Annotated in this window: 20 protein-coding genes; 4 read left to right on the forward strand and 16 right to left on the reverse strand. The window is 53.4% G+C overall.

The features are described from left to right. Positions 1-39 precede the first annotated feature (39 nt). Together JNE38_RS23715 and JNE38_RS23720 are read right to left on the reverse strand one after the other, a co-directional pair. Positions 40-1182 (reverse strand): extracellular solute-binding protein, encoded by a 1143-nt coding sequence (locus JNE38_RS23715; RefSeq protein WP_203353566.1) that lies wholly within the window; start codon positions 1180-1182, stop codon positions 40-42. Positions 1183-1203: 21 nt separating this feature from the next. Then, on the reverse strand, positions 1204-2382 hold the full coding sequence (locus JNE38_RS23720; RefSeq protein WP_203353567.1) for an ROK family protein: 1179 nt from the start codon (positions 2380-2382) through the stop codon (positions 1204-1206). Between the two features lie 249 nt (positions 2383-2631). Between JNE38_RS23720 and JNE38_RS23725 the strand changes: the two genes are divergently transcribed. Continuing rightward, positions 2632-2787, forward strand: a complete 156-nt coding sequence (locus tag JNE38_RS23725; RefSeq protein WP_203353568.1) for a hypothetical protein — start codon at positions 2632-2634, stop codon at positions 2785-2787. Between the two features lie 356 nt (positions 2788-3143). On the opposite strand, the gene JNE38_RS23730 is transcribed toward JNE38_RS23725, so the two are convergent. The 14 genes from JNE38_RS23730 to JNE38_RS23795 form a co-directional block, all read right to left on the reverse strand. Beyond that, positions 3144-4193, reverse strand: a complete 1050-nt coding sequence (locus JNE38_RS23730; RefSeq protein WP_203353569.1) for an aromatic acid exporter family protein — start codon at positions 4191-4193, stop codon at positions 3144-3146. A 94-nt stretch (positions 4194-4287) separates the two neighbouring features. Next, positions 4288-4695: a zinc ribbon domain-containing protein gene (locus tag JNE38_RS23735; RefSeq protein WP_203353570.1), complete on the reverse strand. Its 408-nt coding sequence runs from the start codon at positions 4693-4695 to the stop codon at positions 4288-4290. Positions 4696-4706: 11 nt separating this feature from the next. Continuing rightward, entirely contained in the window at positions 4707-5078 is a 372-nt protein-coding gene (locus JNE38_RS23740; RefSeq protein WP_203353571.1) for a VOC family protein, read from the reverse strand. Positions 5079-5130: 52 nt separating this feature from the next. Next, positions 5131-6753, reverse strand: a complete 1623-nt coding sequence (locus JNE38_RS23745; protein WP_203353572.1) for a YcdB/YcdC domain-containing protein — start codon at positions 6751-6753, stop codon at positions 5131-5133. Between the two features lie 123 nt (positions 6754-6876). After that, positions 6877-7629 (reverse strand): hydrogen peroxide-dependent heme synthase, encoded by a 753-nt coding sequence (hemQ, locus tag JNE38_RS23750; protein ID WP_203353573.1) that lies wholly within the window; start codon positions 7627-7629, stop codon positions 6877-6879. Between the two features lie 115 nt (positions 7630-7744). Further along, entirely contained in the window at positions 7745-8488 is a 744-nt protein-coding gene (gene nagB / locus JNE38_RS23755) for a glucosamine-6-phosphate deaminase (protein WP_203353574.1), read from the reverse strand. A gap of 17 nt (positions 8489-8505) precedes the next feature. Then, on the reverse strand, positions 8506-9399 hold the full coding sequence (locus JNE38_RS23760; RefSeq protein WP_203353575.1) for a MurR/RpiR family transcriptional regulator: 894 nt from the start codon (positions 9397-9399) through the stop codon (positions 8506-8508). A 167-nt stretch (positions 9400-9566) separates the two neighbouring features. Continuing rightward, positions 9567-16097 (reverse strand): carboxypeptidase regulatory-like domain-containing protein, encoded by a 6531-nt coding sequence (locus JNE38_RS23765; protein ID WP_203353576.1) that lies wholly within the window; start codon positions 16095-16097, stop codon positions 9567-9569. A 154-nt stretch (positions 16098-16251) separates the two neighbouring features. Then, a complete protein-coding gene (locus JNE38_RS23770; protein ID WP_203353577.1) occupies positions 16252-16605 on the reverse strand; it encodes a YisL family protein in 354 nt (117 codons plus the stop codon). Between the two features lie 490 nt (positions 16606-17095). Next, positions 17096-18100, reverse strand: coding sequence for a proline racemase family protein (locus tag JNE38_RS23775; protein ID WP_203353578.1), 1005 nt, complete (start codon positions 18098-18100; stop codon positions 17096-17098). A 30-nt stretch (positions 18101-18130) separates the two neighbouring features. Continuing rightward, on the reverse strand, positions 18131-19570 hold the full coding sequence (locus JNE38_RS23780) for an aldehyde dehydrogenase family protein (protein ID WP_203353579.1): 1440 nt from the start codon (positions 19568-19570) through the stop codon (positions 18131-18133). Positions 19571-19582: 12 nt separating this feature from the next. Continuing rightward, positions 19583-20467 carry a dihydrodipicolinate synthase family protein gene (locus tag JNE38_RS23785; protein WP_203353580.1) on the reverse strand — a complete coding sequence of 295 codons (885 nt, stop codon included), beginning with the start codon at positions 20465-20467 and terminating at the stop codon, positions 19583-19585. 30 nt (positions 20468-20497) lie between these two features. Next, positions 20498-21523 (reverse strand): 4-hydroxyproline epimerase, encoded by a 1026-nt coding sequence (locus JNE38_RS23790; RefSeq protein ID WP_203353581.1) that lies wholly within the window; start codon positions 21521-21523, stop codon positions 20498-20500. Then, positions 21520-22719, reverse strand: coding sequence for an NAD(P)/FAD-dependent oxidoreductase (locus JNE38_RS23795; protein WP_203353582.1), 1200 nt, complete (start codon positions 22717-22719; stop codon positions 21520-21522). The genes JNE38_RS23790 and JNE38_RS23795 overlap by 4 nt, the downstream gene beginning before the upstream one ends. A 220-nt stretch (positions 22720-22939) precedes the next feature. On the opposite strand from JNE38_RS23795, the gene JNE38_RS23800 reads away from it, so the two are divergent. The 3 genes from JNE38_RS23800 to JNE38_RS23810 all read left to right on the forward strand — a co-directional run bounded on the left by JNE38_RS23800 (position 22940) and on the right by JNE38_RS23810 (position 26244). Continuing rightward, on the forward strand, positions 22940-24649 hold the full coding sequence (locus JNE38_RS23800; protein ID WP_428993673.1) for a sigma-54 interaction domain-containing protein: 1710 nt from the start codon (positions 22940-22942) through the stop codon (positions 24647-24649). A gap of 425 nt (positions 24650-25074) precedes the next feature. Further along, positions 25075-25866: a DUF2935 domain-containing protein gene (locus JNE38_RS23805; RefSeq protein WP_203353584.1), complete on the forward strand. Its 792-nt coding sequence runs from the start codon at positions 25075-25077 to the stop codon at positions 25864-25866. A gap of 42 nt (positions 25867-25908) precedes the next feature. Beyond that, on the forward strand, positions 25909-26244 hold the full coding sequence (locus JNE38_RS23810; RefSeq protein ID WP_203353585.1) for a YmaF family protein: 336 nt from the start codon (positions 25909-25911) through the stop codon (positions 26242-26244). Positions 26245-26362: the final 118 nt, after the last annotated feature.

Consider the following 26362-nt stretch of genomic DNA (forward strand, 5'->3'; position numbering starts at 1 on the left):
TAGACGGAAAGGAACACTCCTTCCCGTCTAGCAGGGTCATTACTTCTTGCCTTTGCCCTTGATGTTTTCATCCCAATGCTGCATCCATTCCTTTTCCTTCGCGGCCATTACACCCCAGTCGAGATCCAGTGGCTTCAGCTCCAGATTTTTCATGAAATCAGGCAGATCTTCCTTGCTGATATCGGTGCGAGATGGGAATTGGAAGCGCTCCTTCGCCAATTGGGAGGCGATTTCCGGGCTCATCAAGAATTCCATGAAGTTTTTCGCTGCATCGAGGTTTTTCGCGCCTTTCACCAGTGCGACACCGTCTACGAGGATCGGTGCGCCGCTCTTCGGATAGACGAAGTCATACGGATGGTTGTTCTTTTTGCTTTGCAAAAGAATGTCTTGCAGGTTCCAAAGGGAGATCACGCCTTCCTGACGGTCCATCTTGAGGTAGAGGTTGGTCGGGTCTTGCGTGTATTCCTTTGTGTTGGCATCCAGCTTCATCAGCCAGTCATAGCCTTTTTCAGGAGTATCCGCGCCTTGGCGGTAAATCATGGCCGAATAAATGGTGCGCATCGTTCCGGAAGGCAGAACGTTGCGGATGACGATTTTGTCTTTGTACTTCGGATCGATCAATTCGTCCCAATCTTGCGGCACTTCTTCCGGTTTCAGGGCTTGCGAGTTGTACATGATGACCTCTGGCAGCAGCATCTCACCGTACCAGCGATCTTGCGAGTCTTTGTACAGATCGGGAACCTTGTCAGCAAACGTCGGCTTGTACGGTTCCAGGAGACCTTCGTCAGCAGCGGTGCTCAGAGCGGATTGAGTACCGCCCCACCAGAAATCAGCTTGCGGGTTGGCTTTTTCCGCACGCACGCGCTCCAGGATTTGCTGGGCGCCCATTTCCAGTGTTTCCACTTCGATATTCGGGTATTTTTCCTTGAATTTCGGCAGCACGACCTCAAAGATGTTTTTGTCGCGGCCGGTGTAAATGATCAGCTTTTGCGGGTCGCCTGAAGCAGCTGGCGTGGCCGCAGGCTGCGAAGACGGCTGGGCAGAGCCTTGGCCGCCAGCATTATTGTTATCTGCGGGCTTTGCTTCCTGGCCTCCGCCGGAGCATGCCGCTACCGTCAGTGCCAAGGAGCCGGCGAACATCCCTTGCATCCATTTTTTCAACTTGCTGTTTGCCTTTCTCAAAATTACTCCCCCTCTTTTTTTTCACTCTTTGTCCAGCAGTCTTGTGGACGGAAACGCTTCCAGAACGCTGTGTACAGCGCCAATCAGCCCCGCCTGTTCACCGAGGCTCGCCTTTTCGAGACGAGGAACCTCTGGCACCCATTCGGTCAGCCAATCGTGAATTCGCTTCACCCCTTCTTCGTCGACATGGACCATCTCCCCACTCAGGATCAATAGCTCAGGGTTCAGTACGCTGATGATGTTTGCCATTCCGTACGCCCAGTGCCTGTAAACGTCCACGAGCAATTGCTGTGCCTCGGCGTCCTGCGGCGCGCGGCGGATGAGCTCTATAATGACACTCGACCCCTCCTGAAGGTCTGAGAGTAATCCCTTTGCTTGCTGCATAATCCCTGGGACAGAATAATGGGTCTCAAAGACTCCTGCTGCTCGCTTAATGCGATTATGTACCGGCCCGATCATCATGAAGCCGATTTCACCAGCCGCTTCTCTGCACCCCCGGTAAAATTGACCGTCCAGAATGATGCCGGAGCCTATGCCTGTTCCTACGTACATATAGACGACATTGCTATGTCCGACGCCCACTCCACGTACGTATTCGCCCAAAGTCATCATATTCACGTCGTTGTCGATGATGACGGGCAACCCCAGGCGCGCCTCAATCGTTTGCTGAATCGGCGAACCCATCCACCCCGTGCTCGGCGAAAAACTGACCGTCCCGCTGTTGCGCTGGGTCACGCCCTGTACGCCTACCCCCATGCCCAGCAGCCTGTCGCGGGCAATGCCGCTTTTCTCCAGCAGTCTTTCCAGACCCGCTGCCAGATCCTCGATGACGGTCTCGCCATTGTCCGGCTGTGCTAGTCGCTTGCTGAAGCGAGCCAGAAACTCCCCCCTCAGGTCAGCGATCGCCATTTCCAGAGTCGAGCCATCAAAGATCGCACCCACGATGGCGTATGCCTGGTAATTGTACTCCAGCAGGATCGGCTTTCGTCCTCCTTTGGACTCCCCTATCCCCACTTCGTACAGCAACCCTTCCTGAATCATTTCATCGACAAGTGAAGATACGCATGGACGACTGAGCTGCGTTTGCTTGGAGATGTCGGCGCGGGAAATCTGACCATGCATGATGACCTGCTGCAGAACTTCTTCCTTGTTCAGGTTTTTTACCCGTTTGCTGCTGCCCGTTTTCTTTGGAACACGCACGCCTCGTCACTCACCACCATGCAGTTAGTTAAGTTTACTAACAAAGTTATCCAAATTATACCTGCCCATTCGCGAATAGTCAAACTATTTACACCTATCTGAATTGGGGTTTTTGGATAATCCATACAAAATCGTGCAGCTACTCCTCTATGCTGCACTTCTTCCACTCCATCACTCCGCTGTTGCGCTAACCCGTTATCTCGCGCGTTTGAATACTCATGAGGGAGCACGCAGTCGAGGAGGAATCCTATGCCAAAGCACGGATTTTCGATCATTACCTGCACCAACCGTCCACCCTTCATACACAGCATCTTTCGCCATTATAAAAATCAAATCGGAGTCTACAAAGAACTCATCATCGTCCTGAATCATAATTCTATGAGCGTAAAACGCTATCGAGCTTAAGCCAAGCGATTTCCAAACGTGCGGGTCTACCAACTTCCGCAGCTGCGCGGGTCTTTCCAGGGGGAACTCTCTGTTTTCGGAAACATGTATTCCAGCACGTCCGGTTTCCCCATCGTTCCCTCGGCGAAGACGGCGGCTTTATTGGGAGATGCAAAAAAAAAGGGAATCTGCGTTTATTCGGGAGCCAAATTGCTGTCTCAACCGCATAGATGTATCGACTACACCCGTCATTTTCGAAAATGGGTGAACGGAAGATGAGCAGACCCAATCTGCCGTCTACTCATGGCTTCCTCAGATATGAAAAAAACGGCTGCCTTCAAAGGCAACCGTTTTTCCACTGTATAGGTGCTGTGACCTTATCTTTTTCCGGATTCAGCAAGCGTCGGTTCCGCTTTTTCTTCTCCGCTTTTGCCCAGCTCGTGCTTGATGAACAAGTATCGCTCGATCTCACGCAGCAGGAGGAACAGCGATGCACGCGTCTCGAATTCTTCTCGGGAAGTCGGCAGGCCAGTCTCTTTGATCTCGTGACGCATGACCCGCAGCTGATCCAGAAAACGATACGCGGTATTTCCCGGATGCACCGAGTCACTGAGCCTCTCCAAAAAGTCGGCAATCTGGTGGCCTTGGGGCACCTGGATATCCAGCGTCGAGACGATCGGCATCATTCGCTCCAGCTGTTCAAACTGTTTGTCACGCATGACGAAATACTGGTAGTACGGATCCTCATCCCGTTTCCCCAAGCGATTGTCCACGGAGCGCGACGCGAGCTGTCTCGCCTTGCTGAGCAGCCCTGGCGTCTGAATCATCTCATGTCCGTCCCAGTCGCTCTCTCCATGCCGCAAATAATACGTAAACTCCTTGAGGATTTTGATGAAGTTCTTTTCCACCTCATCCTGCATCGCTTTCAATTCTTTATCCAGGCTCGGCATATACAGGTTGACGATCAGGGCTACTCCCATACCGATGAGCAGCAAGGCCAGCTCATTTGTAATCAGCGCTGCGTCCATCCGCTGAGACGAGTAGAGGTGGAATATGACAACCATGCTGGTGATAAACCCTTCCTGAATGCCAAAGCGTACGGCAATCGGTAAAAAAATGAGTATCGCCAGCATAATCGCAAGGGGGGAATAGCCGATCAGCGCGAATAACGCCATCCCAATCCCCAGTCCAAGCAAGCTCGCCAAGAGCCGGTTGACGACCGTGCGAAACGACTGTTTGACGGTCACTTGAATGCACAAGATCGTAATGATTCCGGCCGAAGCGGGAAACATCAGGTCAAACTGCTGGGCGAGCAAGATGGATACAGCCGTTCCGATGGCTGTTTTCAATGTTCGATAGCCGATTTTGAGTGATAGAATTCTCAGTCTTGCTCCCCTCCATGCTAATAAAGCATTTCTTAGTCCCATTCTTCCTTATACACTGTACCAAAAAGTGTTTGGGAACCAAAGTTAAGACTTTGTTACAAGAAAAAGCGGTCACCCTCATGATGAGGCAACCGCTTTACAGCTTTTTCCCGCATTTTGAGCAATATTGAAAGTCCCGCTTGACGCCTGCTCCGCAATACGGACAAAATGCCTTCGAATCAGACTCCTCTTGCTCCGCCATGCTCTGCGCGGCTTCCTCGCCAAATCGCAGGTTGAGAGGATCACTCTCCTCCCTGGAATCCGTTATATCAAACAGGGACATTCTCTGTTTGGAAGTCGCATTCTTGTAATGGTAGACGGCTTGAAAGATTCCGATCGCGACAAAGAGAATGCCGAACGCCGGAAAGATGAATCCAATCGGAAACGGAGCGTCACGCGTGATCGAGAATGCGATGACTGTCCAGAAGATCCCGAAGACCGAGACGACGATACTGCCTGCCGCTCCCATCGCGGATGGTCCTCGGCCGGGCTTGATGCTTTTCATAGTGATTCCTCCTACTCTCTTTCCTCCTCGATAGGGGCATGTGTGAGGATGTTTACGAGCTTCCCAAACGGATCCCGAACGAAGAAACGGCGAACCCCCCATGGCTCATCTGCTGGTCCGTATTCGACGGGAAATCCGGCCTGTCTCACACGTTTCAAGGCGGCCTCAACATCATCTACCTCCACGGACAAATCCGGTGTAGGCGAGTCCGAACCGCCTTGGGAGGCGAAGCTGATTTGAACGCTCATTTCTTCCCATGACCCGTAAGTAACGATCCACCCATGATCCATGACGACATCCAAACCAAGCACATCCTGATAGAAGCTTTTCGCTGCAGCGACGTTCCGGGTATCAATATTGGCAACGATGCGTTTGACCTTCATGTGGACCTCCATTATTTTTTCAGTCGTTTTCTGTCAGAAAACACTAGGAGCTTCAGGGCTTTTCCTGCTCTTTTTGCAGTTCTAAAAAGCTGAGCCATTTTCCGGTGTGAGCGTCGACGACTCCCGATTCCCCGACAAGGCGGTAAACAAGCATGATTCGGTAATACTCGGGAAAATATTTCGGCCGGTAATACGTAAGCATCCAGCGCTTATTCTCCAGCTCCGCTTTTCTTGCAACTTCTGGAGCAACAATCCCTGCCCCCAACTGGTTGACATGAAGCGGCTTGCTATTCCCATAGCTGCTCAGGTACTCAGCTTCGCCCGTCATGATATTTACGAAAACCTCCATGTAGGCATTCTCGATGGGTACACCATCATTCATCCACCCGAATTTGACTTTGTAGTATCCTCCCATTTCTATCATATGCTTTGTGTCTTTTTGATACGTCAACGGCTCCATTACATAGATTTCTCCCAGTCTATTTCCATAGAGGGTCTTTACGAGCTTTATTGCCCTTACCTCTGCCAACGCGTAGGGGATCCCCTCCGCTTTGACAGGCACGTCGTCTGAGCCCTCCGCTAAGTATTCCATGATTTCACCATTGGCCTTTAGAAGGAGCTTGATCGGGTTCTTTTTCTTAACGCTCTTGTCTAGCGAGATTACGGTAAAGCTCCAGTTGTCTAAACTCATTCCGTTACTTTCGACACGATAGACTCCTGGAAAATGGCTCATATATTTCTCTGCGAGTATTTGTGCTTCCTGTTGAGTACCTAGTCTCGTCTTCGCTACATCCTCGGTAGGAAATGTTTTTCCTAGGGTTTGTAACCGTTTTTCAGCTGGCGGTTTTCCTGTTTCGTTAATGACTGCTCCACTTAATGCATCCACGAATTGAGGGTCTGTATCCCTGTAACCATACACAAGCCGGTACTGTCCCTTATCGGTATCGAGCCTAGTAATGGGGGAAAGCTCCATATTGATGAGCGCTGGAGTGACACGTTCCAAAAAGAGTGCTTCCGCTTCTTTTTCGGAGATCACCGGTTTGACTGCTGGCAATTCGCCTTCATCCCAATCACGGTAAAACTTCTCAATTTCTCCCGATGGAGTTACGATCAGTTCAAATCCATTTTCTATGAACGGGATACCATTTTCGATTCTGGTAAATGTGAAAACATGCTTTGATGATTGATAGAGACTGGAAGAGAGGAGATGCTTAAACTCATTTGGCTCTGATAGTTTTTCTAGTTCTTTTCCATCAATCGCCCGCTGCATAAATTGTTTGGCTTTTTCCAACGCCACTTCCTCGCTTACTTGAGCATTCGTCACGCCTGAAGTGCTTCCGTAGGACAAAAGAATTCCTGTACTTGCATCAATGTAAGCAATAAATGAACTCCCCTTTTTATTGCTCCAGGCCAGCTTCCAAAGCGGTTGGTCGTGATAATCGTTATATTCACCGAGGAGTTGGGCACGTACCAATTTATGATCGTCAGAAATCTCTACCCACTTTTTGGCCGCGCGAATAGCCTCATCCTGAGTGATCGATTCGGTCTTTTTTAGCTCTGCAGCATACGTAAGGAAAGACTCCCCCCCACCGCTCTGTAGAACAAGAGTCGACCCTAAAAGAACGGCAAAGGATAATCGGATGAACTTTTTCTGGCATTTTTGTTTTCCTTTCATTCAGGTACTCCCCTCCCACTGGGACACTCCACCCATTTTACCATTAATTTGGAAAATAATAGACAAAAAAAGATCTGCCCTACGATACTCTCGCAGGCAGACCTTTTTCTCCACATCATTCTTTTACACTTCCAGCATCTTGCCGAGCGACTCGACATTCAGCACGTTCCCTACGAGGAAGTTGCCGAACTCGCCGAAGCGCGCGCTCACTTCATCAAAGCGCATTTCATATACGATGTGCTTGAATTCCAGCGGATCGTTGGCAAACAGGGTGACGCCCCACTCCCAATCGTCGAAACCGACGGAGCCGCCGATGATTTGCTTTACTTTTCCTGCATATTTGCGGCCGATCATGCCGTGGGAACGCATCATTTCCTGGCGCTCTTGCATGGTCAGCATGTACCAGTTATCTTGCAGGTCACGCTTTTTGTTCATCGGATAGAAGCAAATGTGCTCCCATTTAGGCAGAATCGGGTACAGACGGTCGCGCACATGCGGATTCGCCTTTGGATCCTCACCCGGGTTGTTGACGTAGTTGCTCAGCTCTACGACAGACACATAGGAGTACGGAGCCTCTGTGTATGTGGCAAAACGGGTCTTGTTGAACGCCGTTTTGATTTCATCCAGCTCTTGCATGGTAGGGCGCAGGAACATGAACACCAGGTCAGCCTTGTGTCCCAGGATGGAGTACACAGCGGTGCTGCCTTGGTTTTCTCCTTCATTTGCTTCCCACGTGCGGATCAGGGCGTTCAGCTCGTCCAACGCTGCTTGGCGCTCCTGTTCAGATGCCGCTCTCCATTTTTCCCAATTGATGGTGCGGAAATTATGATACGTATACCAACCTTCCAATGTAAGCAACGCTTCATTTGCGCTCACCGAAAATCAGCTCCTTTGAAATATCTGGTTATCCCGACTGCAACATTCCCAGTATAGCATAAGGAACACGCCGGTATTCGGAACAGATTGGTGAACAAGCGTTCTTTGGGTTTGGTCAGTTTCGCGTCTTCGCAGAGAGGGCAGCCGCTGCTTCCACGTCCACGATGACGGTCACATCCGGATGCTGCTGCAAGAGGGATGCCGGTACGTCCGAGGTCATTTCACCTTCCAGCATGTGCTGCACGGCCTCGGCCTTGGCTTTTCCGCTCGCGAGCAAGACAATTTTCTTGGCCGAAAGAATCGTCCGGATGCCCATGGAGATCGCCTGAGTCGGCACTTCTTCAATGGTATCAAAGTAACGGGCATTCGCCTCGATCGTGCTACTTGTCAGCTGGACGACACGTGTAGTCGTGTCCTTCGCGGAGCCGGGCTCATTAAAGCCGATGTGGCCGTTGTTCCCGATGCCGAGCACTTGAATGTCGATTCCTCCTGCGGCAGCGATCGCCTGCTCGTACCGCTTGCACTCCGCTCCGAGATCCGCGGCATCCCCATGTGGAACGTTTGTTTTTTCCCTTGGAAGGTTGATGTGATCGAACAGGTTTTCATCCATGTACGCCCGATAGCTCTGCGGATGTTGACCGGACAGCCCGACATACTCGTCCAGATTAAAGCTGGACGCCTGAGAAAAATCAACGCCCTCTTTTTGATGAATCGCAATCAGTTCCCGATACATCCCCACGGGAGTCCCGCCCGTCGCCAGCCCCAAAACCGTGTCCGGGCGTTGCTTGACTTCATCTGCGATCAATCGCGCAGCCTGCTTGCTCAGGTCGTCATAGTCTTTTGTGATGACAAGCTTCATCCTTCTATTCACTCCTGTTAATATTTTCGCTCGAGGACCGCTTTGGCAGTCCGCTCTTTGTACGTCAGCGCTTTTTCCTTGTTCTGCATCGTCAGTGCCGTGGCAATGACGTCGAGGACGTGCAGCTGTGCCATTTTCGCGGCCAGTGAGCCACCCTGCAGCGGTCCTTCCTGAGCAGCTGTCAGCAGCGTGATATCCGCTACATTGGTGATCGGCGAGCGGCGGTAATGCGTGATGCAGACGGCCGTTGCCCCTGCCTCCTTTGCCACCTTCAGCGAGTCGATCGTATCCTTCGTGCTCCCGGAAACCGACAGCCCCACTGCCACATCCCCTGGCCCCAGCGTCGCCGCTGCCATCGCCTGCAGATGGGATTCTGTGAAGGCATCCACGCGAAGGCCAATTCGCAGGCAGGTGTACTTGGCATCCTGAGCCGTCATGGCCGAGGTGCCCACGCCGTAAAAATGAATCGTGCCTGCTGTGTTCAGGAGCTCCACGCAACGCTCCAATTGCTCCATGTCAAACAGAGCGTTTGTATCTTCAATGGCTTGACGATTCGTCGCCGTGACCTTCTTCGCGATGATTCCCAATGAATCGTCCTCGCCTACCTCGCCGTGCAAGTTTTTCACTGGATTCACGAGCTCCTGTGCCAACGCCAGCTTGAATTCCTGATAGCCGCGAAACCCGATCTTTCTGCAAAAGCGCAGGACAGTGGTCTCGCCCACTTCCGCCTTTTCCGCCAGATCAATCACGGAGGCGTAGATGACACTCTCGGTCTGCGTCAGCACGATCTGCGCCACTTTTTGCTCGGACCTGGTAAAGGACGGCAGCAAGCTCTGAATCTGCAGAAGTGTATTTGTTTTGACGTTCGCAACAGAGTTGGCATCCAGTTCTTCCTCCTGTTGTTTTCCCATGTACTGTCCACCTCCAAGTAAAGAACCCTGTCTCGCGCTGTTCCATTCCATACGAAAAAAAGGCTGTAGTTTTCTACAGCCATTATACACAAAAAGGAGCGATCCGCCACATTTTAAAAATAAAGCGGATGTTTTCTCCGATATTATTATTTTCCAGTCCCCTGCCTTCAGCATGCCCTAACACGGATACAGCCAATTGCCAGCTGCACCCGCAAGCGGAAATCCAGTGCTGCAGCCATTCCTGCCTCCACCACCGCAACGGCGGCTTCTGCTGCATAACCGGGTGCACTGGCGACGACCAGATAGTTTCCTGGTACGAGATTGGAAACCGCATATCTCCCCAGATGATCCGTCTGCACGGTTGCCACAATCTCGACCGGAGGCTGGTTGTACTGCACCCGTACGAATGCGTTTGGTATACGCTGGCCAGTTGCCGCAGACCGAACCGTCCCTCGAATGCTCCCTGTCGAAGTCAGGCGCACGATGATAAAGATCGTCTGATTGGCCACCACAACAGCTTGCGTGCTCCCCATCCCGATGCCTGGAATGGAGCCCTGCACCGTATAGGTTCCTGGTGACACACCGACGAATCGGAAAGTCCCGTCTGGCTGGGCCAAAATATTTTGCAAGCGTATGCCATTCGCGTCGAACAGAGCGAGCTGAATGTTGTTACCTTGCGCCTGCGTTCCGTCTGGCAGCAGCACAATGCCGGAGATGTTTCCCGCAAGCGGCAAAAGCCCTACCGAAGCAGTTGCCGTTTGACCTCTCTGGACAGAAACCGTGCTGTAGCTGGTCCCGAAGCCTTTTGAGCTGGCAATGACGTTGTAGACGCCCTCCACAAGTCCCGTCACAAGAAATTGACCCGCATTGCCCGTGACTGTATTTGCGATAAACACGCCATTGGAAAAGATCTGAACGGCGACCGCAGCTCCTGTGATCGGAAGGCCGGTTCCTTGATTGCGTACGACACCGGCAATATTCCCTGGTAACGCAGCCATCGTGAGGGTCAGCCCGCTTACCATCTGACCCGCAGTGACGGTAACCGTCTGCATCGCAGCAGCGTAGTTTGTTTCCATCGCACTGATTGTATACGTGCCTGGCGGGAGGCTTGCAACGGAATAGTTCCCGAAATCGTCTGTGACCGCACTTCCGAAAAGGGTCCCATGCGAGTCTTTTGCCTGTACCGAGGCATTGGGGATCTCAGTCCCATTGGCCGTCTGCACACGTCCCGTGATCGTCGCCGAATTTGGCGGAAGGCCGATCGCGATCGGCGTTGTCGCTCCCGAAAAAATCGTTGCTCCTACCACCTGTGTCGCATAGCTTTGCATGCTGATTGACAGCGTGTACGTCAGCGGCTCCAGCCCTTCAATGACAAAATGCCCCAAGCCGTCCGTGATCGTCCGCGCCAGCAGATTGTTCGTGGACGGGAAGTAGATGAGGACGTCCGCTCCTACCAGCGGCGTTCCGTCAAAAGCATCCACGACCGTACCTCGCAGCGTTCCCGGGTCGGGCTCAAGCTGGACATCAACCATGGCCGTCGTCCCGGACCCGACGGAGAACGATACGTTTTTGCGTTGATAGTCTTCCTTTCGCACCAGCAAGGTATAGTCACCGGACAGAAATCCACTGATCAGGTAATTGCCCTGTGCATCCGTCTGCGTGGAGAACAGGATGGCGCTATTGTTGTCGAGCAGGCGGACAAGGCTGTTTGGCAAGGGAGTGCTGACCAACACGTCCGTGACGACGCCCGTTACACCTGCCGGCAGGGAGGGTAACGAGAAATCGAGAGTGGTGGTCTCCCCTTGGCTAACCAGCGCGGTAGATGCTTCTGCCGCATAGTCAGGCGCGTTTGCAACCAGGGTGAAGCTGCCTGCTGAAAGACCGCTGGCGACATATCTTCCTTGATCATCTGCCACGAGGATCGTCATGATTGTCCCCGAAGGGCTTCCTTGTCTGACCGTAACCGTCGCACCTGGAATGGGCTGGCCTGTGCCTTCATCCCGCACCGATCCTGTAATCACCCCTGGCAATCCAATCAGGGCAAAGCTGAGGAAAGAAGTACCTCCTGCCATTATTTCCGCTCCAGCCACGTCACCTGCGTACCCTGTTTCGCTCGTGTTCACGGTATACAAGCCGGGAGCCAGATTTCCGACCGCATAGTTTCCATTCGTATCTGTCAGTACCGATACGACGGGAGAGCGTGTACTGTCGTAAATGATGACCGTAGCACCTGCGATAGGCAGTCCAAAGTTCAAATCAATCACGGTTCCATTCAGGTTTCCGGGGTTCGGTGTCAACGCTTGCTGAAAGAGGGCTGTTTGCCCGCCCTGCAAAATAACGGACTGGGAGGCGAAGGAGAAATTAGAGGCAGATACGGTTACGTTCGTCACTCTGGGGGGCAGGTTTCCTGCCAGAAAGGTTCCCTGTGCGTCCGTCAAAACTTGGGCAAATAACAAGCCTTGCGCGTCTGTGATGAGTACCTTGCTCCCCGGAATTCCTAATCCTGTTGCTTGGTTCGTCACGAGTCCGGAAATGGCAGCGGGCAGATCCTGCAAAGTGACAGCAGCGGTCGAGACCGTATTTGCCAAGACGGTTACACCGATGCTCCCCGTGCCGTATCCAGGCGCATTTGCCAGAAGCGAATACACCCCAGGCGCTACACGGTCCATGGCAAACGTGCCGTCCTCACTGGCCAGCAGGCCTTGAAGCACCACATGATTGCTGTCGAGAAGCTTGACACTGAGGTTGCTGCCTGTGACCGGGATACCGAGACTGTTTACCAGCACACCCGCAATCCTTCCTGGAAGGGGGACGAGCGCTGTACTCGCATCGGTTGTACTGCCGCTCACCACATTGACTCCGACGGACTGGACGGCAAAACCCGGCGCACTTACCATTACCGTATAGGCACCCGGTGAGAGATTGTCGAGAGCGAAGTTGCCGAACGCATCGCTGCTGGCTGAAGCGACTACATTGCCGCTGCTGACGGACCGAACGAGCACAGAGGCACTTGCCAGAGAGATACCAGAATTGGTCGCATCCGTGACATGACCGCTGATACCGCCAGGATTAGGGGCCAATGTAAAGTAGAGCCCCGTTTCGGCTTCTCCGGGAATCAGCGTCACCCCGACTGCTCCATGAGAAAAACCCGGTGCAGTCGCCACCACCGTAAGGTTTCCCGCAGGCAGGTTGCCAATCGAATAGGTGCCCGCCTCATCAGCATATCCAAATCCTAATGTCGTTTCATTGGAATCGAGCACTCGAACGATCGCCGTGCTGATTGGCTGAAATCCCCCATCTGTAATGGTTCCCGTCACGCTTGCGGGATTGGGAGATAAGGTCAGAGACACGATTGACATCCCCGACGCTGCAACGATAGCTCCCACGGACTGTACCGAATAGCCTTCTGCCGCTGCTGTAACTACGTACGATCCAGGCGGGATGCCATTCAATAGAAAGCTCCCGTTATCAGCCGCAACCTGAGAAGCGAGGAGCACGTTGTTGATATCGAAAAACTGTACAATCGCGCCAGGAACAACAGGGGAAATCGTCCCACTGATGGCGCCGTCATCTTGAGCCAGTAAAAGCTGAACGACCGTCGCCGCATTGGCCTGAACAATCGAACCTGTCTGATTCGCCAGGTATCCGCCTGCTGAGGAGACGACGGTGTAATGCCCACCCCCCAGTCCCGAGATAAGAAAGCTCCCTTGACTGTCGGTTAGGCTGGATGCTACGAGCGACCCGGTGGAATCAAGAACATGGACCAACGCTCCCGCTATGGGAGTCATCGTCCCCTGTGCCAGTACACCGCCGTGTATCTCCCCGGGGCTAGGCGGTAGGGACATGGAAACTGTCACGCTGCCATTTGACGGCACATTTGCGCTTGCACTGTTGCTCTGATAGTTGGAAGCACTTACTGTCACTGTATACCCACCTGGCGAAAGTCCGGAGATGAGGTAATTGCCTGAAGGATCACTAAATGCCGACGCAACCACCGCTCCGGCACTGTTGCGGACACTTACCTGCACACCCGCCCCTATGATGGGAAGTCCTGTGGAAGCATCAAGGATCGTACCGAGCAACGCTCCAGGCAAATCGGCCAGCTGAGCATTCAATGTCGTAGTTGCTCCTGAATTGATCATTACTCCTGTCACATAAGATGCTTTCCCCGCAGCAGCTATCAATGCGACATACGAGCGGGCTTGGAGACCCGGCACCACGTACTGACCATTGCCATCGGTCAATACGGCTGCCACGACAGCCCCTGCCGTCGTATTTTCCCTGACAGTCACAACCGCGCCCTGAATGGGCTGGTTCGAGCTGTCCACTACCTGCCCGGCCAAAGCCCCAGCGAAAGACACGAGGACAAAATTGAGTATCGTCATCTGCATGGGAAAAACGGTAGCTCCTAAAACAGAAGCAGAGTAGGTATCCGCGCCAACCGTCACAAAATAGGAATCCGGGGCAAGGTGAGGGAATAAGAATCCGCCCGCGCTGTCCGTCAGCGCATGGGCAATGGGGACGTTCCCTTTCCATACGGTTACCGTGGCATTTGCAATCGGACTTAATCCTGCATTCGTTACGGTTCCGCTCAAGACTCCTGCGAGTGCTGTCAGCGACAGATCCGCTTGTGTCGTGCTTCCGGCGGATACTTGTATCCCTATCGTCTTACTTGCATAACCTTCAGCAGAGACTACCAGCACATAGCTCCCAGGAGGGATAGAAGCGAGTGTGTACTCCCCGTTGCTATCCGTCAAGGTGCTTCTGACAATGATGCCTTCATTGGTCACCAGCTTGACGCTGCTGTTTGCAATATCTGCTGACGTCTGTGCATCTGCAATCGTCCCGCTGACCGTCCCCGGGAGTGCAGACAGGCTAAATGAAAGGTTTTTGACATCCCCAGGCGAAAGGGACACGCCTGCAAGCTGGGAAGAGAAACCGGTGGCGCTTACACGAACCTGATAGACTCCTGCCGTTACATTATGGAGGAGATAAGCTCCTGTGCCATCGGTTACGGTTTCCGTCACAGGCAATCCCGTCTGGTTGAGCACTTCCACGAGAGCGCTTGCGATCGGTACGTTGCCTGGACCTGTCACGACACCGGAGAGCTGGGCCGGCAGTGCCTGAAGAACGACATTGTGTGTAGTCGTCTGAGCCTTGAACACATTGATCGCGGCTGAATCCGACTGATACGAATTGGCGCTAACGGTGACCGTGTAAGTACCTGGCGTGGCGCTGGGGAACAGGTACGTCCCTCCTGCTCCTGTCGTCACTTGCGAGATCGTGACTCCTGCTGTGTTGACGAGTTTGACCAACGCGCCCGCGATCGGAGCTGAGGCTTGATCCGTCACCGTACCCGTTACGTTTCCAGGGGTGCGAGAAAGCAAAATAGTCGCACTGGTAGTCTGTCCCGCAATCACTGTCGCGAACTGGATCTTCTGGTCGTATGTCGCAAGCGATGTAACCAGAGAATAAGTGCCCGGAGCGAGCCCTGTGAAGGAATAAGCCCCATCAGCGTTGGTCGTCGTCGACCCTATGAGCGCGGGACCGCTATCAAACAGTTCAACCGTCGCTCCTATCAATGGGAAGTTCGTGGATTGATCGAGAACGATGCCTGCAATACTCCCTGAGGCAGTGACGTTCACGAGCAGATTATCCTGCACGGGAGTGATTTTGCCTCCAGAAAAGCTGTCCAGACCGGAGACTGTTGCGGTGTCCAAACTCCGCGTTCCACCAGCAGCGCTCGTAAACACTCCACTTACGGTAAAGGCAAGGGTGGCCGCCATGCCCGCATTCAGATTTCCAATGGTCCAGCTGAGAACTTTGGTAAGTGGATTGTAGGCGACCGCTCCCGTACTGGTACTGTTCACCGCAAAGGCCGTAACCTGATCCAGCTCGATCAGATCGGTGACCACCACATTGTTTGCTTGGCTATTCCCCGTATTGGAGACGCCGATGCTTCCCGTCCATTGGACTACCTGCCCTGTAATGACGCTCGCAGGTCCCCCTGTTAGCTGCTTGTCGATCGCGAGACTTGCTCGCACATCACTGACGGCAACCGTCGTGGTATTGCTGAAAGCATTCGTAAACGTAAACCCTTCACTCGTTCGCAGCGAGTCCTTGTTGTAATTGTTATCGTCGGTTGAAGTGAACGGTATGAACCGGAGAGAGGACAGCGAGGTGACCGACAGCGTGGAAAAAAAGGCGGATGCAGGCATGACAAGGTCAATAAAATAGTCGGGATTCCCGCTGAAATTGGAGCTATCCCCGGTCGCTCTCACACGAGCCGTATCAAAATTGATGATCGGCAATTGCCAGTTCGGCGATCCGCTTCCATCGGTCCCCTCCGCAGGGTCGTTCCAGGAATTCACCACGACGACTGTGTTTCGGATCAAGGCTATCCGGTTGCGCAATCCCTGCACGCCAAGCATCCACTGGTACGTTCCCGCCACACCGTTCGTATTGATCAGATAGCCCCAGGCGTAGTTCTGGAATCCGGTTTTTTGTGAATTCCGGGGATCTTCGTTTACACGCATGCGAAAGTACAGAGTCGTACCATCGTACGCCAGAAAGGCGGCTGGAAACGCTGCATTCCCTACTATATCGACGCCGCCTGGAGATTCGTCGTTGGGGGCGTCACCAAAGGCGACTCCGCCAATCCCAAAGGGAATGAACTGATTGTCCGCAGGGTAGGCCATTTCATCTCACCTCTGCCATTACGGTATGTACGAACGGACGTCAAGCACTGTGCTCATTCCCATTTCGGGCTTATCAGCTTCTGTCCCACACAAAAAAAGAGGCCATCGCCCATCGTACATACGAGCGAATGCCTCTTGTCCCGTTCCTTTTCTATTACCCGAACACGCGATAGCCGAGCATGATGACAACGACGATGACGACCAGCGCCCCGATGAAAAAGCCTGTACTGCCTTCCTGCTTTCGAGCACGTCCCAGCGACATTTCCATGAGACCGAATGTAACGATCGCGAGCAATCCTTTTACGTAGTAGTAAATGTCACTCGTATGGAACTGGAACAGCAGCCAAGCACCGGAAACCAAGATGATGACCATCATCAATCTGAGCAGTATGTGCAGCACTTTGGCCACTTTTGTTTTGCCTACGCGATACAGGATGTAACCGATGATCAGGAGGACAAACGCTACCTCCCAACCTCCGACGTGCGCTTCTTTTAACGCATTATACATGTCTAAAATCAACTCCCTGCCCCTAATTTATTCCCTGTCCTCGACATTATAACAGAAGTGTCGGTAAAATGCCGACGCTCGGACACATGGCATTATTGTGACAGAAGTGTCATATTGGCTTTGGGGACTACCAAGCCGAGAAGATGAGAGGGTTTTGCTTCGCTGTCCATTCTCTGCCTGCTCCTACTTTTGTGCCGGAGCGGAAAAAGGGGAAAACGCTCCAGGTTAGTAGGGACACTTGCTCTGGGGTCATCCCTGTCCGGCTCCGACTCCAAAAGCGGAACCCGCGTCCAAAGCAGCTGCTTCAGGGAGTCATTTCTTAGGTGGACGCTAAAGGCTGGTTCCGCTTTTTCCGCTCCACCTGGGCAGCGTCCCTAATACCTTCGCTTTTTTCCCCTTTTTCCTGGACAGCTGTTTTTCTTCGTCGCGCTTTTACTTCTAATAACAAATGGCTGCACCAAAGGCGCAGCCATTGTCATTTCTTGAGCTATTACCGCAGTAAAAAGCCATCCTTCAACGGATCTGTTGGGTCCACTACAAACTGGTGCAGACCTGTGATGAACGCCTTTCCCTCGATTGTCGGAATGACCGCTGCGTATTCGCCTACCTGCGTCGTTCCAACTACTTTCCCGACGAACTGGCTGTTCACGATCCCCTCATGAACAAACGCTTCTCCAGCGGCCAACTGTCCTCTAGCGAACAAGGCTGCCACTCGCGCTGCCGTTCCTGTCCCGCATGGAGAGCGGTCCACCTGTTTGTCTGCGAAAATCGTGACGTTGCGCAGATGCGAGTCCGCCTTTTTCGGTTCATCTGAAATGATCACGCCATAAACCCCGGTCAGTTCTGGCTCCAGCGGGTGGACCACCTGCATGCGGGATTCGATCTGCTCCTTGATGCGCGCGCCCCACTCCTGCAGCTCGGCCAGCTGTTCGATCTCGACCTGTACCCCGAGATCCTTTGCCTGCACGATTGCATAGAATGCGCCTCCGAAAGCAATGTCGACGTGGAAGCTGCGCCCCTCCCATTCAATGGGAACATCTTGGGCATACACAAAAGAAGCGACATTTTCAAAGGAAACGGACTTCACCTGCTCGCCCTCGACCTGAGCTCGCGCGACAATTCGTCCGGCCGGGCTGTCGATGACGATATCCTGCTGAACTGCTTCTGCTTTTAAAAGCCCTGTCTCATAGGCCGCTGTCACCACAGCAATGATTCCGTGCCCGCACATGCTGCTGTACCCTTCATTATGCATGAATAGCACGCCAAATGCGGCATCCGGGCTCACGGGAGCAGTCATCACACAGCCGTACATCCCATGGTGCCCCCTAGGCTCATACATGAGAACTCGTCGGATGTAGTCCAGCTCTTCGCGAAAATATCTTCTTTTTTCGAGGATCGTCCCGCCCTTGATCGGAGGAATGCCGCCCGTAATGATGCGCAGCGGCTCTCCCCCTGTGTGGGCGTCGATCGTCGTAAACAATTGATTGACGTTCATGGCATCCTCCCCGGCTCCCTTATCTGTCCCTTACCACGCGTATTTGATCGCGCACGTTTTGACTTCGCTGTAGAAGTCGAGCGCCGCCTGTCCCTGCTCACGGGTATGGGAGCTGGACAGCTTCATCCCGCCAAACGGTGACTGGTATTCCACTCCTGCCGTCTCCTGGTTGACTCTGACCATCCCTGCCTGCGCCTCATCCAGAAAGCGATGGGCACTCGCAAGATCACGAGTGAACAGCGAGGCACTTAATCCGTATACGGTCTGATTGCACAGCTCCACGGCCTCTGAAAAGTCCTCTGCTGCCAGCATGACTGCGAGGGGTCCGAATACTTCCTCCTGCACCAGAGCGTGCGAGGCATTTACTCCCTCCACGATCATCGGGCGAATGAAGTAGCCTTGCTCCGCTCCTGCAAGAGAAGGGCTTTGCGCCACCAGCGCCGCTTGCTTCGTGGCCATCCCCACGTACTTGCTCACCTTTTCATACTGTTCTGCCGAAGCGACTGGTCCCAAGTACGCGGCTGGATCGAGCGCTTCTCCTACGATGCAGGAGGAGATGGCGCTTTGCAGACGCTCCGCCAGCTGCTGATAGATCGCCTTTTCGACAATAATCCGACTGGTAGCCGTGCATTTTTGCCCAGCGGATTTAAAGGCTCCACTCAACAGGATCGGGACCGCCTTGTCGAGGTCGGCATCGGCTAACACCACCGCTGCGTTTTTCCCGCCCATTTCCGTCTGGTATTTGATATTGCGACCCGCGCAGGCAATCGCGATCTGTCTTCCCGTAGCGGACGAACCCGTAAAGCTGACCGCATCCACTGCGGCTTCTTCCGTGAGTGCCGTGCCGACTTCTCGACCGCGCCCGATGACCAGGTTCAATACCCCTGCAGGCAGCTTCGTTTCCGTAAAAAGCTCTGCCAGTCTGGTCGCCGTCAGCGAACCATTTTCAGCTGGCTTCCAGATGACCGTATTGCCGCAGATCAAGGCAGGAGCGATCTTCCAGATCGGGATCGCCACCGGAAAATTCCAGGGAGTGATGACGGCTACGACACCGAGCGGCACGCGGCGCGTGTACTGCAGGACATTCGTATCCGCGGAAGGGATGACGCTGCCATTTGAGCGCATGCCTTCTCCCGCATAGTATCGCAGCAGGCTGACACCTCGGCCTACCTCGCCTCGCATTTCACCGATTTGCTTGCCCATCTCCCGGCTTGCCAATCGAGCCAGCTCATCTGCATGGGCCTCGAGGACCGAAGCCATTTGATACAGGATCTCTCCCCGGGCTGCACCTGTCAGCTGTGACCATTTCTTCTGTGCCTCACGAGCAGCCTGTTCTGCGGCGAAGACATGGGAGCGATCGGAAAAATGCACCACACCTACCTCTTCTGTCAGACGCGAAGGATTCACTACCGTCGCTTCGTCCCCAGCCGGCGTAATCCACTCGCCGCCAATCCAGTTTTTGCTCTGCATAGGTGCCCCTCCTTATTTCCCAGCTGCTGTGCCTACTGCGTAATCAAACGCCTTTTTGATGCCGGCATAGTAGTCTTGCGGCAACGGGAGGCGCGGCGGGCGAGTAGGTCCTACCGGGAATCCGGCCAGCTCCATCATGTATTTGATCGACTGCACCAGCTGCGGGCTTGCATCGTAGTGGAACAGCGGCAGAAGGCGGCGATAGAGCGCTTGCGCTTCTTCCAGCTTGCCTGCACGAGCCAGGCGGAAAATTTCCACGCCTTCTTTCGGCAAAGCATTCGGTACGCCCGCGATCCAGCCTGTCGCTCCGATCAGCGCCCCCTCCATGACCAGATCATCTACTCCGACCATGACCTCCAGATCCGTCAGCGCCAGGATATCCTGCATGCGGCGTACGTCTCCGGAGAATTCCTTCACGGCGACCACATTTTCGAGCTTGGACAGCTCAGCCAAGATGTCCGGCGTCAGGTCGATTTTGTAGTCATGCGGATTGTTGTAGGCAATGATCGGCAAGCCTACCGTATTTAGAGCTTCATAATGGGCAAACACCTCGGGCAACAGCGGCTTGTAATTGATCGGCGGCAAAGCCATCACACCCGCTGCACCAGCGTCCTTGGAAAACTGCACCCACTCCACTGCTTGACGAGTCGATGGGGCTGCAGAGCCGACGACGACGGGCACACGTCCTTTTGCTGCGGCGATGACCGTGTTGATCACCTTTGCCCGCTCTTCCCCTGTCATGGTGGCGTACTCGCCGAGTGATCCAGACGGCACGAGACCGTCTACGCCCTCTTGAATCAGCCATTCGCACAGCTCGGTGAGTCGCTTGTAATCGACCTCATAATCGCTGGTAAACGGGGTCACGATCGCTACATACACTCCTGCAAATCTTGTCATCGTACATTCTCCTCTCCATCATTCAAGAATTTAATGATCCGTCGACGGCGGGATGAGCAAAAAGCCTGTCGCCAGCTCGTCTTCCGGGTTGTAAAAGATCGTATGCTTACCCATCAGCCAGGCGGAGCCGGCAATCTGCGTCACGACAGCAGGCAGCCCGCCTTCTTCTGTCACCTCGAGCACTTTGCCCGTAAACAGGGAGCCGACGATGCTTTCATGGACAAACGGTTCTCCGATGCCGATTTCTCCTTTGGCAAACAAGGTAGCCAGTTTGGCAGACGTACCTGTTCCGCAGGGAGAGCGGTCGATGCCTCCAGGCGGCACGACTACCGTATTTTTCACGTCTGCTTCCGGGTGGCAGGGCTCTGTGTAGAACTCCACATGTGTCAGACCGCGAATAAACGGTTTATCCGGGTGGATCACCTCGTGAACCGCGTTGATGGCTTTGCGAATACGAACGGCGGTATCCACGATCTCGGACGCATTCGAGGGGGTCAGGGCCAAACCAAGCTTTTCCGCATCCGTGATCGCGTAAAAATTGCCGCCATACGCAATATCGCATGTGATCTGCCCCAAGCCCTCGACCTCGACCGTCACATCCGTTTTGTACAGAAAGGCGGGAATATTGCGGAAAGACACTTCACGCGCCTTGCCTTCCTCTACCTGTATTTCTACCTCTACCAATCCGGCTGGGGTATCGAGCTTGACCTTGGTAATGGGCTCCGTCACGGGAATCATGCCCGTCTCGACGAGCGCCGTGCACAGCCCGATCGTATCGTGCCCGCACATCGGCAGGTAGCCGCCAGTCTCAATGTAGATGACGCCTACGTCCGCCTCGGGATGACAGGGTTCGACGATCAAGGCACCGGACATCACGTCGTGTCCTCGCGGCTCATACATCAAGAGAGTCCGAATCCAGTCGTATTCTTTTTTCATGTGGAGCATTTTTTCTGCCATCGTTTGGCCTTCCAGCTTGGGCAGGCCGCTGATCACCGTTCGCGTAGGATTTCCACCGGTATGCGTATCGACGGTGGAAAACACCCTGCTCGCTTTCATCGATGCAACACTCCTTTGTTCGAAAATCGGTCATGGCGCAAAGGATCGAGCGGAATGATCGTGTCACTCTCCCCTTGCAGCATTTCCGAGATGACCTTCCCTGTGACAGCTGCCAGACTGATGCCATCTCCTTCGTGTCCAGCCGCGATAAAATAGCCGGGGACCTCCTCGACTCGCGAAATGATCGGCAGGTGATCCTCCGTCCACGGCCGCAGCCCGCAGTAGGTACGGATGATCGCAAAATCGGCAATCTTCGGGTAAAAGCGCAGAGCACGTCTCGCCATGCAGCGCACGACATTCAGATCGACCTTGGTGTCAAAGCCTACGAATTGACGGCTCGAACCGATCAGGAAGTTCTGGCTCTCGGTGGGTTCAAACACCAGCGCTACCCCGTACTTTTCCGTCTCCTCGTCCACCTGTCTCTGGCCGCCGAATTTGGAAATCAAATACCCGAACTCCATCACCTTTCGCACACCCACAGGCATCTGTCGGGAAGCGACGATCAGATGGCCCTTCCGCGGGTGAATGGGAACATCCAATCCCACCATTTTGCCTACGACCGGTGCCCATACTCCGGCTGCATTGACGACTTGCTTGGCAGTGAGGCCCCCTCCACTCGTCTCCAGATGAAAGGTCCCCGTCGCTGCATCACGCCGCAGTGCCCTGACTTCTGTACGCTGCATAATCCGCGCTCCGTGCTTTTTCGCCCCTTCGAACAGGGCAAAGGTGAGCATGTACGGATTGACGGTAGAGTCCGTGGCGCATTCGAGCCCGCCCAGCAGATCGTCTGCAAAGTAAGGAGACTCTTGCTTGATATCGGCACGGTCCAGCATGCGAAATGGCAGACCCGCTTCCTTTTGGCGTCTCACCCACTCTTGCGCTGCCTCCATTTCGGCATCCGACTCACAGACAAGGATGCTCCCCGGCGCCCGATACTCGAACGAATGATCCAGCTCCCGGCTGAGCTCGTCGACCAGCATTTGGGATTTCAGCGACATCTGGCTGTCGAATCCAGGATCTTTATCGATGGCCAGGATGTTGCCGTCACAGCGGGAGGATGTCCCGGAAGCCAGCTCTCCCCGCTCCAGTACCAGGACGTCGAGGCCAGACTTGGCTGCGTAATAAGCAATGGCTCCTCCGATGATGCCTCCTCCGATGACTGCGATTTCCGCGTGGGTTTGGGTGCGTACACTCATGGACGATTTCTCCTTTTGAACACTTGGTTGCGCCTGCACAGGACCTGATTTCCTTTACGTTGCCTATATCTGTCTTTCCAGCCTTCTATAATTGCAAAGGCTGTGCCAATCCGGTTTTCGCTTCTTTTTCGAGCAATCTGTCTAAATTCTTTTACAACTAACTTTGGAAATGTATAATAATTAAGAAAGTGTTTACTATTTTATACACTCTGAAAAAGGGATGATCGGGTTGAAACATAAGCTCCCTGCAGTACCTTCACTTATGAAGTCGCATCCGTTGATACGCAGCGCAGAAGACTTGAAAAACATAGATGTATCCGTAGACGGGCCCATTTTTGCCAAGAAGGCAAAAGACTGGTATGTCGCCCATTCCACCCGCCTGATTGCCCACCCGTGCAGCGATGTCTCTCTTTTTCCTTGGGAAAAGACGGTCGCGTTGCCCTATGATTCTCCCCTTTCCGATGCCGTCACGGCTCTGACTGCATGCGATTCAGTGCTCGTCGTAGATGGAGCGTCTCACCCCATCGGCTATTTGGAGCGCAGTGCGGTACTTCCGTCTATCTTTGCTACCTACGAGGTCCTGGAAGCGTACTTTGAGACGATGATCAAGACGATGGACGCCTCCATTTCCGTCATCGATGAAGAAACGAAGATCATGGTGTGGACAGAGGGAGCGGAACGGATCTTTTCCCTGAAAAGCAAGGATGTGCTCGGACACCCGATCACGGAGTACTTCCCGCTCGACATGCTGGAGACCCTCAAGTCTCTCCATCACGGGCAATCCCTGTACCGCCACCAGCATCAGCCGCGGGAAGATCTGGTCGTGCTGATCAACACCAATCCGATCTACCTGCATGACAAAATCATCGGCGCAGTTGCAGCCGAGACAGATATCACGAGCCAGGTCCGGCTCAATCAGGAATTGCTCAACGCCAACAAAAAAGTAAACCATCTGCAGCAGGAAATGGCCAAGATGAGCCCTGCCGCCGACCCCTTCCAGCCCATCAAGGGAAGCAGTCTGGCAATCCGGCAAATCAAATCCATGATTCAGAAGCTCAGCGCCACCCAAGCCACGGTCCTGATTTTAGGCGAGAGCGGTGTCGGCAAAGAGCTGTTTGCCAAAGCAGTCCATGATGTGCGCGAAGGCGCCAATGCTCCGTTTGTCGCGATCAACTGCGGGGCCATCTCCCCGACCCTGTTTGAGAGCGAGCTTTTCGGCTATGAAAAAGGGGCATTCTCCGGTGCGGATCAGAAAGGAAAGAAAGGGATGATCGAGCTGGCACGGGGAGGCACGCTGTTTCTCGACGAGGTCGGAGAAATGCCGCTCGATATGCAGGTCAAGCTGCTGCGGGTGCTTCAGGAGAAAAAATACTATCCGGTTGGAGGCACCAAGCAGATCGAGGCAGACTTTCGGATTGTGGCCGCCACCAACAAAAACCTCGAGGAGCTGGTCAAGGAAGGGAAGTTTCGGGAGGATCTGTTCTATCGCCTGAATGTCGTCACGCTGAAAATCCCGCCTCTGCGCGAGCGCATCGAGGATACGATCGAGCTGGCGCACTTTTTCCTCTATGAGTTTTCCCTGCGCTACAACCGCCCGATCCACGCCATTTCCCAGAACGTGATGCAAAACCTCCTGCATTACGACTGGCCTGGCAACATACGCGAGCTGCGAAATGCGATCGAGCGTCTGGTAGTCTTTGCAACGGACGGCACCATCAAGGAAGAGGATTTGCCGTATTCGCTGCAAAGCCAGCCGAACCCTGCCCCCATCGAATTGCCTGACGATCTGATCTCGCTGCAGGAAGAGCTGGAGGCGCACGAGCGTCGCGTCATCGCACGGGCGATCGAGCTGGAAAACGGCAACAAGCAGGCGGCAGCCAAGCGTCTCGGCATTTCGCGCGCCACTCTTTACAACAAATTGAACAAATGAGTGCTGATGGATGGACGGATTCGATCCACGAAAACAGCGGCTGATCCAGGGAGAGAAAATAAGGCCCCAGATTAGCCGCTGTTTTACTGCTTTTGTCTCTTCGCTAAATAGCAACGGGCAGGGTTAATCCCTGCGGGCTCAGCATGAAGTGCCAAGTCACATTCTTCCGAGGAACGCCAAGCCCCAGGTTTTGGCCCCATACTTTCGACTCGAACAACCTTGCCGGCTTTTTCTGTATGGCTGATTATGTTGTCTGAGTACGCTGGGAATGGACGGCCGCAAGAGATTTGGGCCCGTTTTCATTGACGCCTCATGGGCGGCTGCCTATGCGCGATGATGGGCGAACACATAGGATAGATCGTGCACGCGTGACAGGGAGAGATCTTTTGCATCTGTACTCCCTTAAAACAATTTGGAGGCGCTATATGGCAGATATGTTTGTGGTAAGGTCATTGGAAGAAGTCCGCTTTTGGTCCCGTATCATGAAGGAGCATTCCCTCTTTTTAAAATTAGGATTTAACTGTGATGACACCATTTTAATTAACGAAGCAGACCGCTTTTACAGCATTTTTGAAGATATTGAGAACCGTGCTCTCGCCTTCTCTCCAGATACCGATCCCCAAAGGATTCATGAATTTAATCAAATCGTATTTACCGCCGTTTGCCATATTTGGGCATTTAAGCGTAAAGTGCTCGGGCTCATCATTCATTGCAAAATCCTTGGCAACAATTTTCCCTTGCTAGTGGACCATGTCAGCAGAGAAGCGGCCTACTTTATGAAAAGACTGGAACAATTGAATACAGGTACCCTCGACTCGCTGCCAGACGCTGTCATCAACGAAAATGTCTTCTTCCTCAGAATCATGGCAGATCATGCCAAATTCATTAATCACTTGCTCGATCCATCTGAGAGAAAGCTGGTTGAACAAGCGAGGGATTTCAGCCATGACTTTGATCAGCTCCTCTTTCAAGCCATTGATCTTGACTCCATGCGGCCACAATCCCAAACGCAGCCTCTCTTGGATCAGTTTGTAGACCAAAACCGTGTCTCCGTGCGTCAATTGCGAGACTTCAAAAAGACGGCTCGTGATCTCATTGAACAATGCAGAATCAAAAGCATCATTCCTCCCTTGCTGGCCGATCATGTTTTCAGAGAAGCCTCCCATTTTCTAGAAATTTTGGATTCCTTCGAATTGGCACTAACCTCTGCCAAGTAGCAATTGTCCATCAAGAGGCGATATCGAAAGGAGCTTTCCCATATGAATGAGCAGCACAGCCATTACCTGCGTTTTATGAGCATCTGCAATCAGCCGGGTCATGTTCATGACTATGACACCCAAACATTCGTTTCCGATCGCCACCGGCATCGCATGAGTGGAAGAACCTCGCTCCCGGAAGGATCGGAATATCAACACACGCATTATTATGAAGGAACGACATCGTTCAACGACGGACATGTCCATTCCTTCAGCGGCTGGACGGGACCACCGGTACCGTTGCCAGACGGAAACCATTACCATGAGTTTTACGGGCAAACCACGTTTGATGATGGACACACGCATTATTATCGCGGTGTGACAGGTGAAGCATTTTGAAGATCATACCATGAGGGGAGCCTGATCTTTTTTTCGGTCAGGTTCTTGTTTTGTCCATAAACCCACGATCCCCTTTCGCGTCCCCCAATACTGAAGTGTAAATAAAAATCGTGCCCGT

It is taken from the genome of Brevibacillus choshinensis (assembly GCF_016811915.1).
Classification (GTDB): Bacteria; Bacillota; Bacilli; order Brevibacillales; family Brevibacillaceae; genus Brevibacillus; species Brevibacillus choshinensis_A.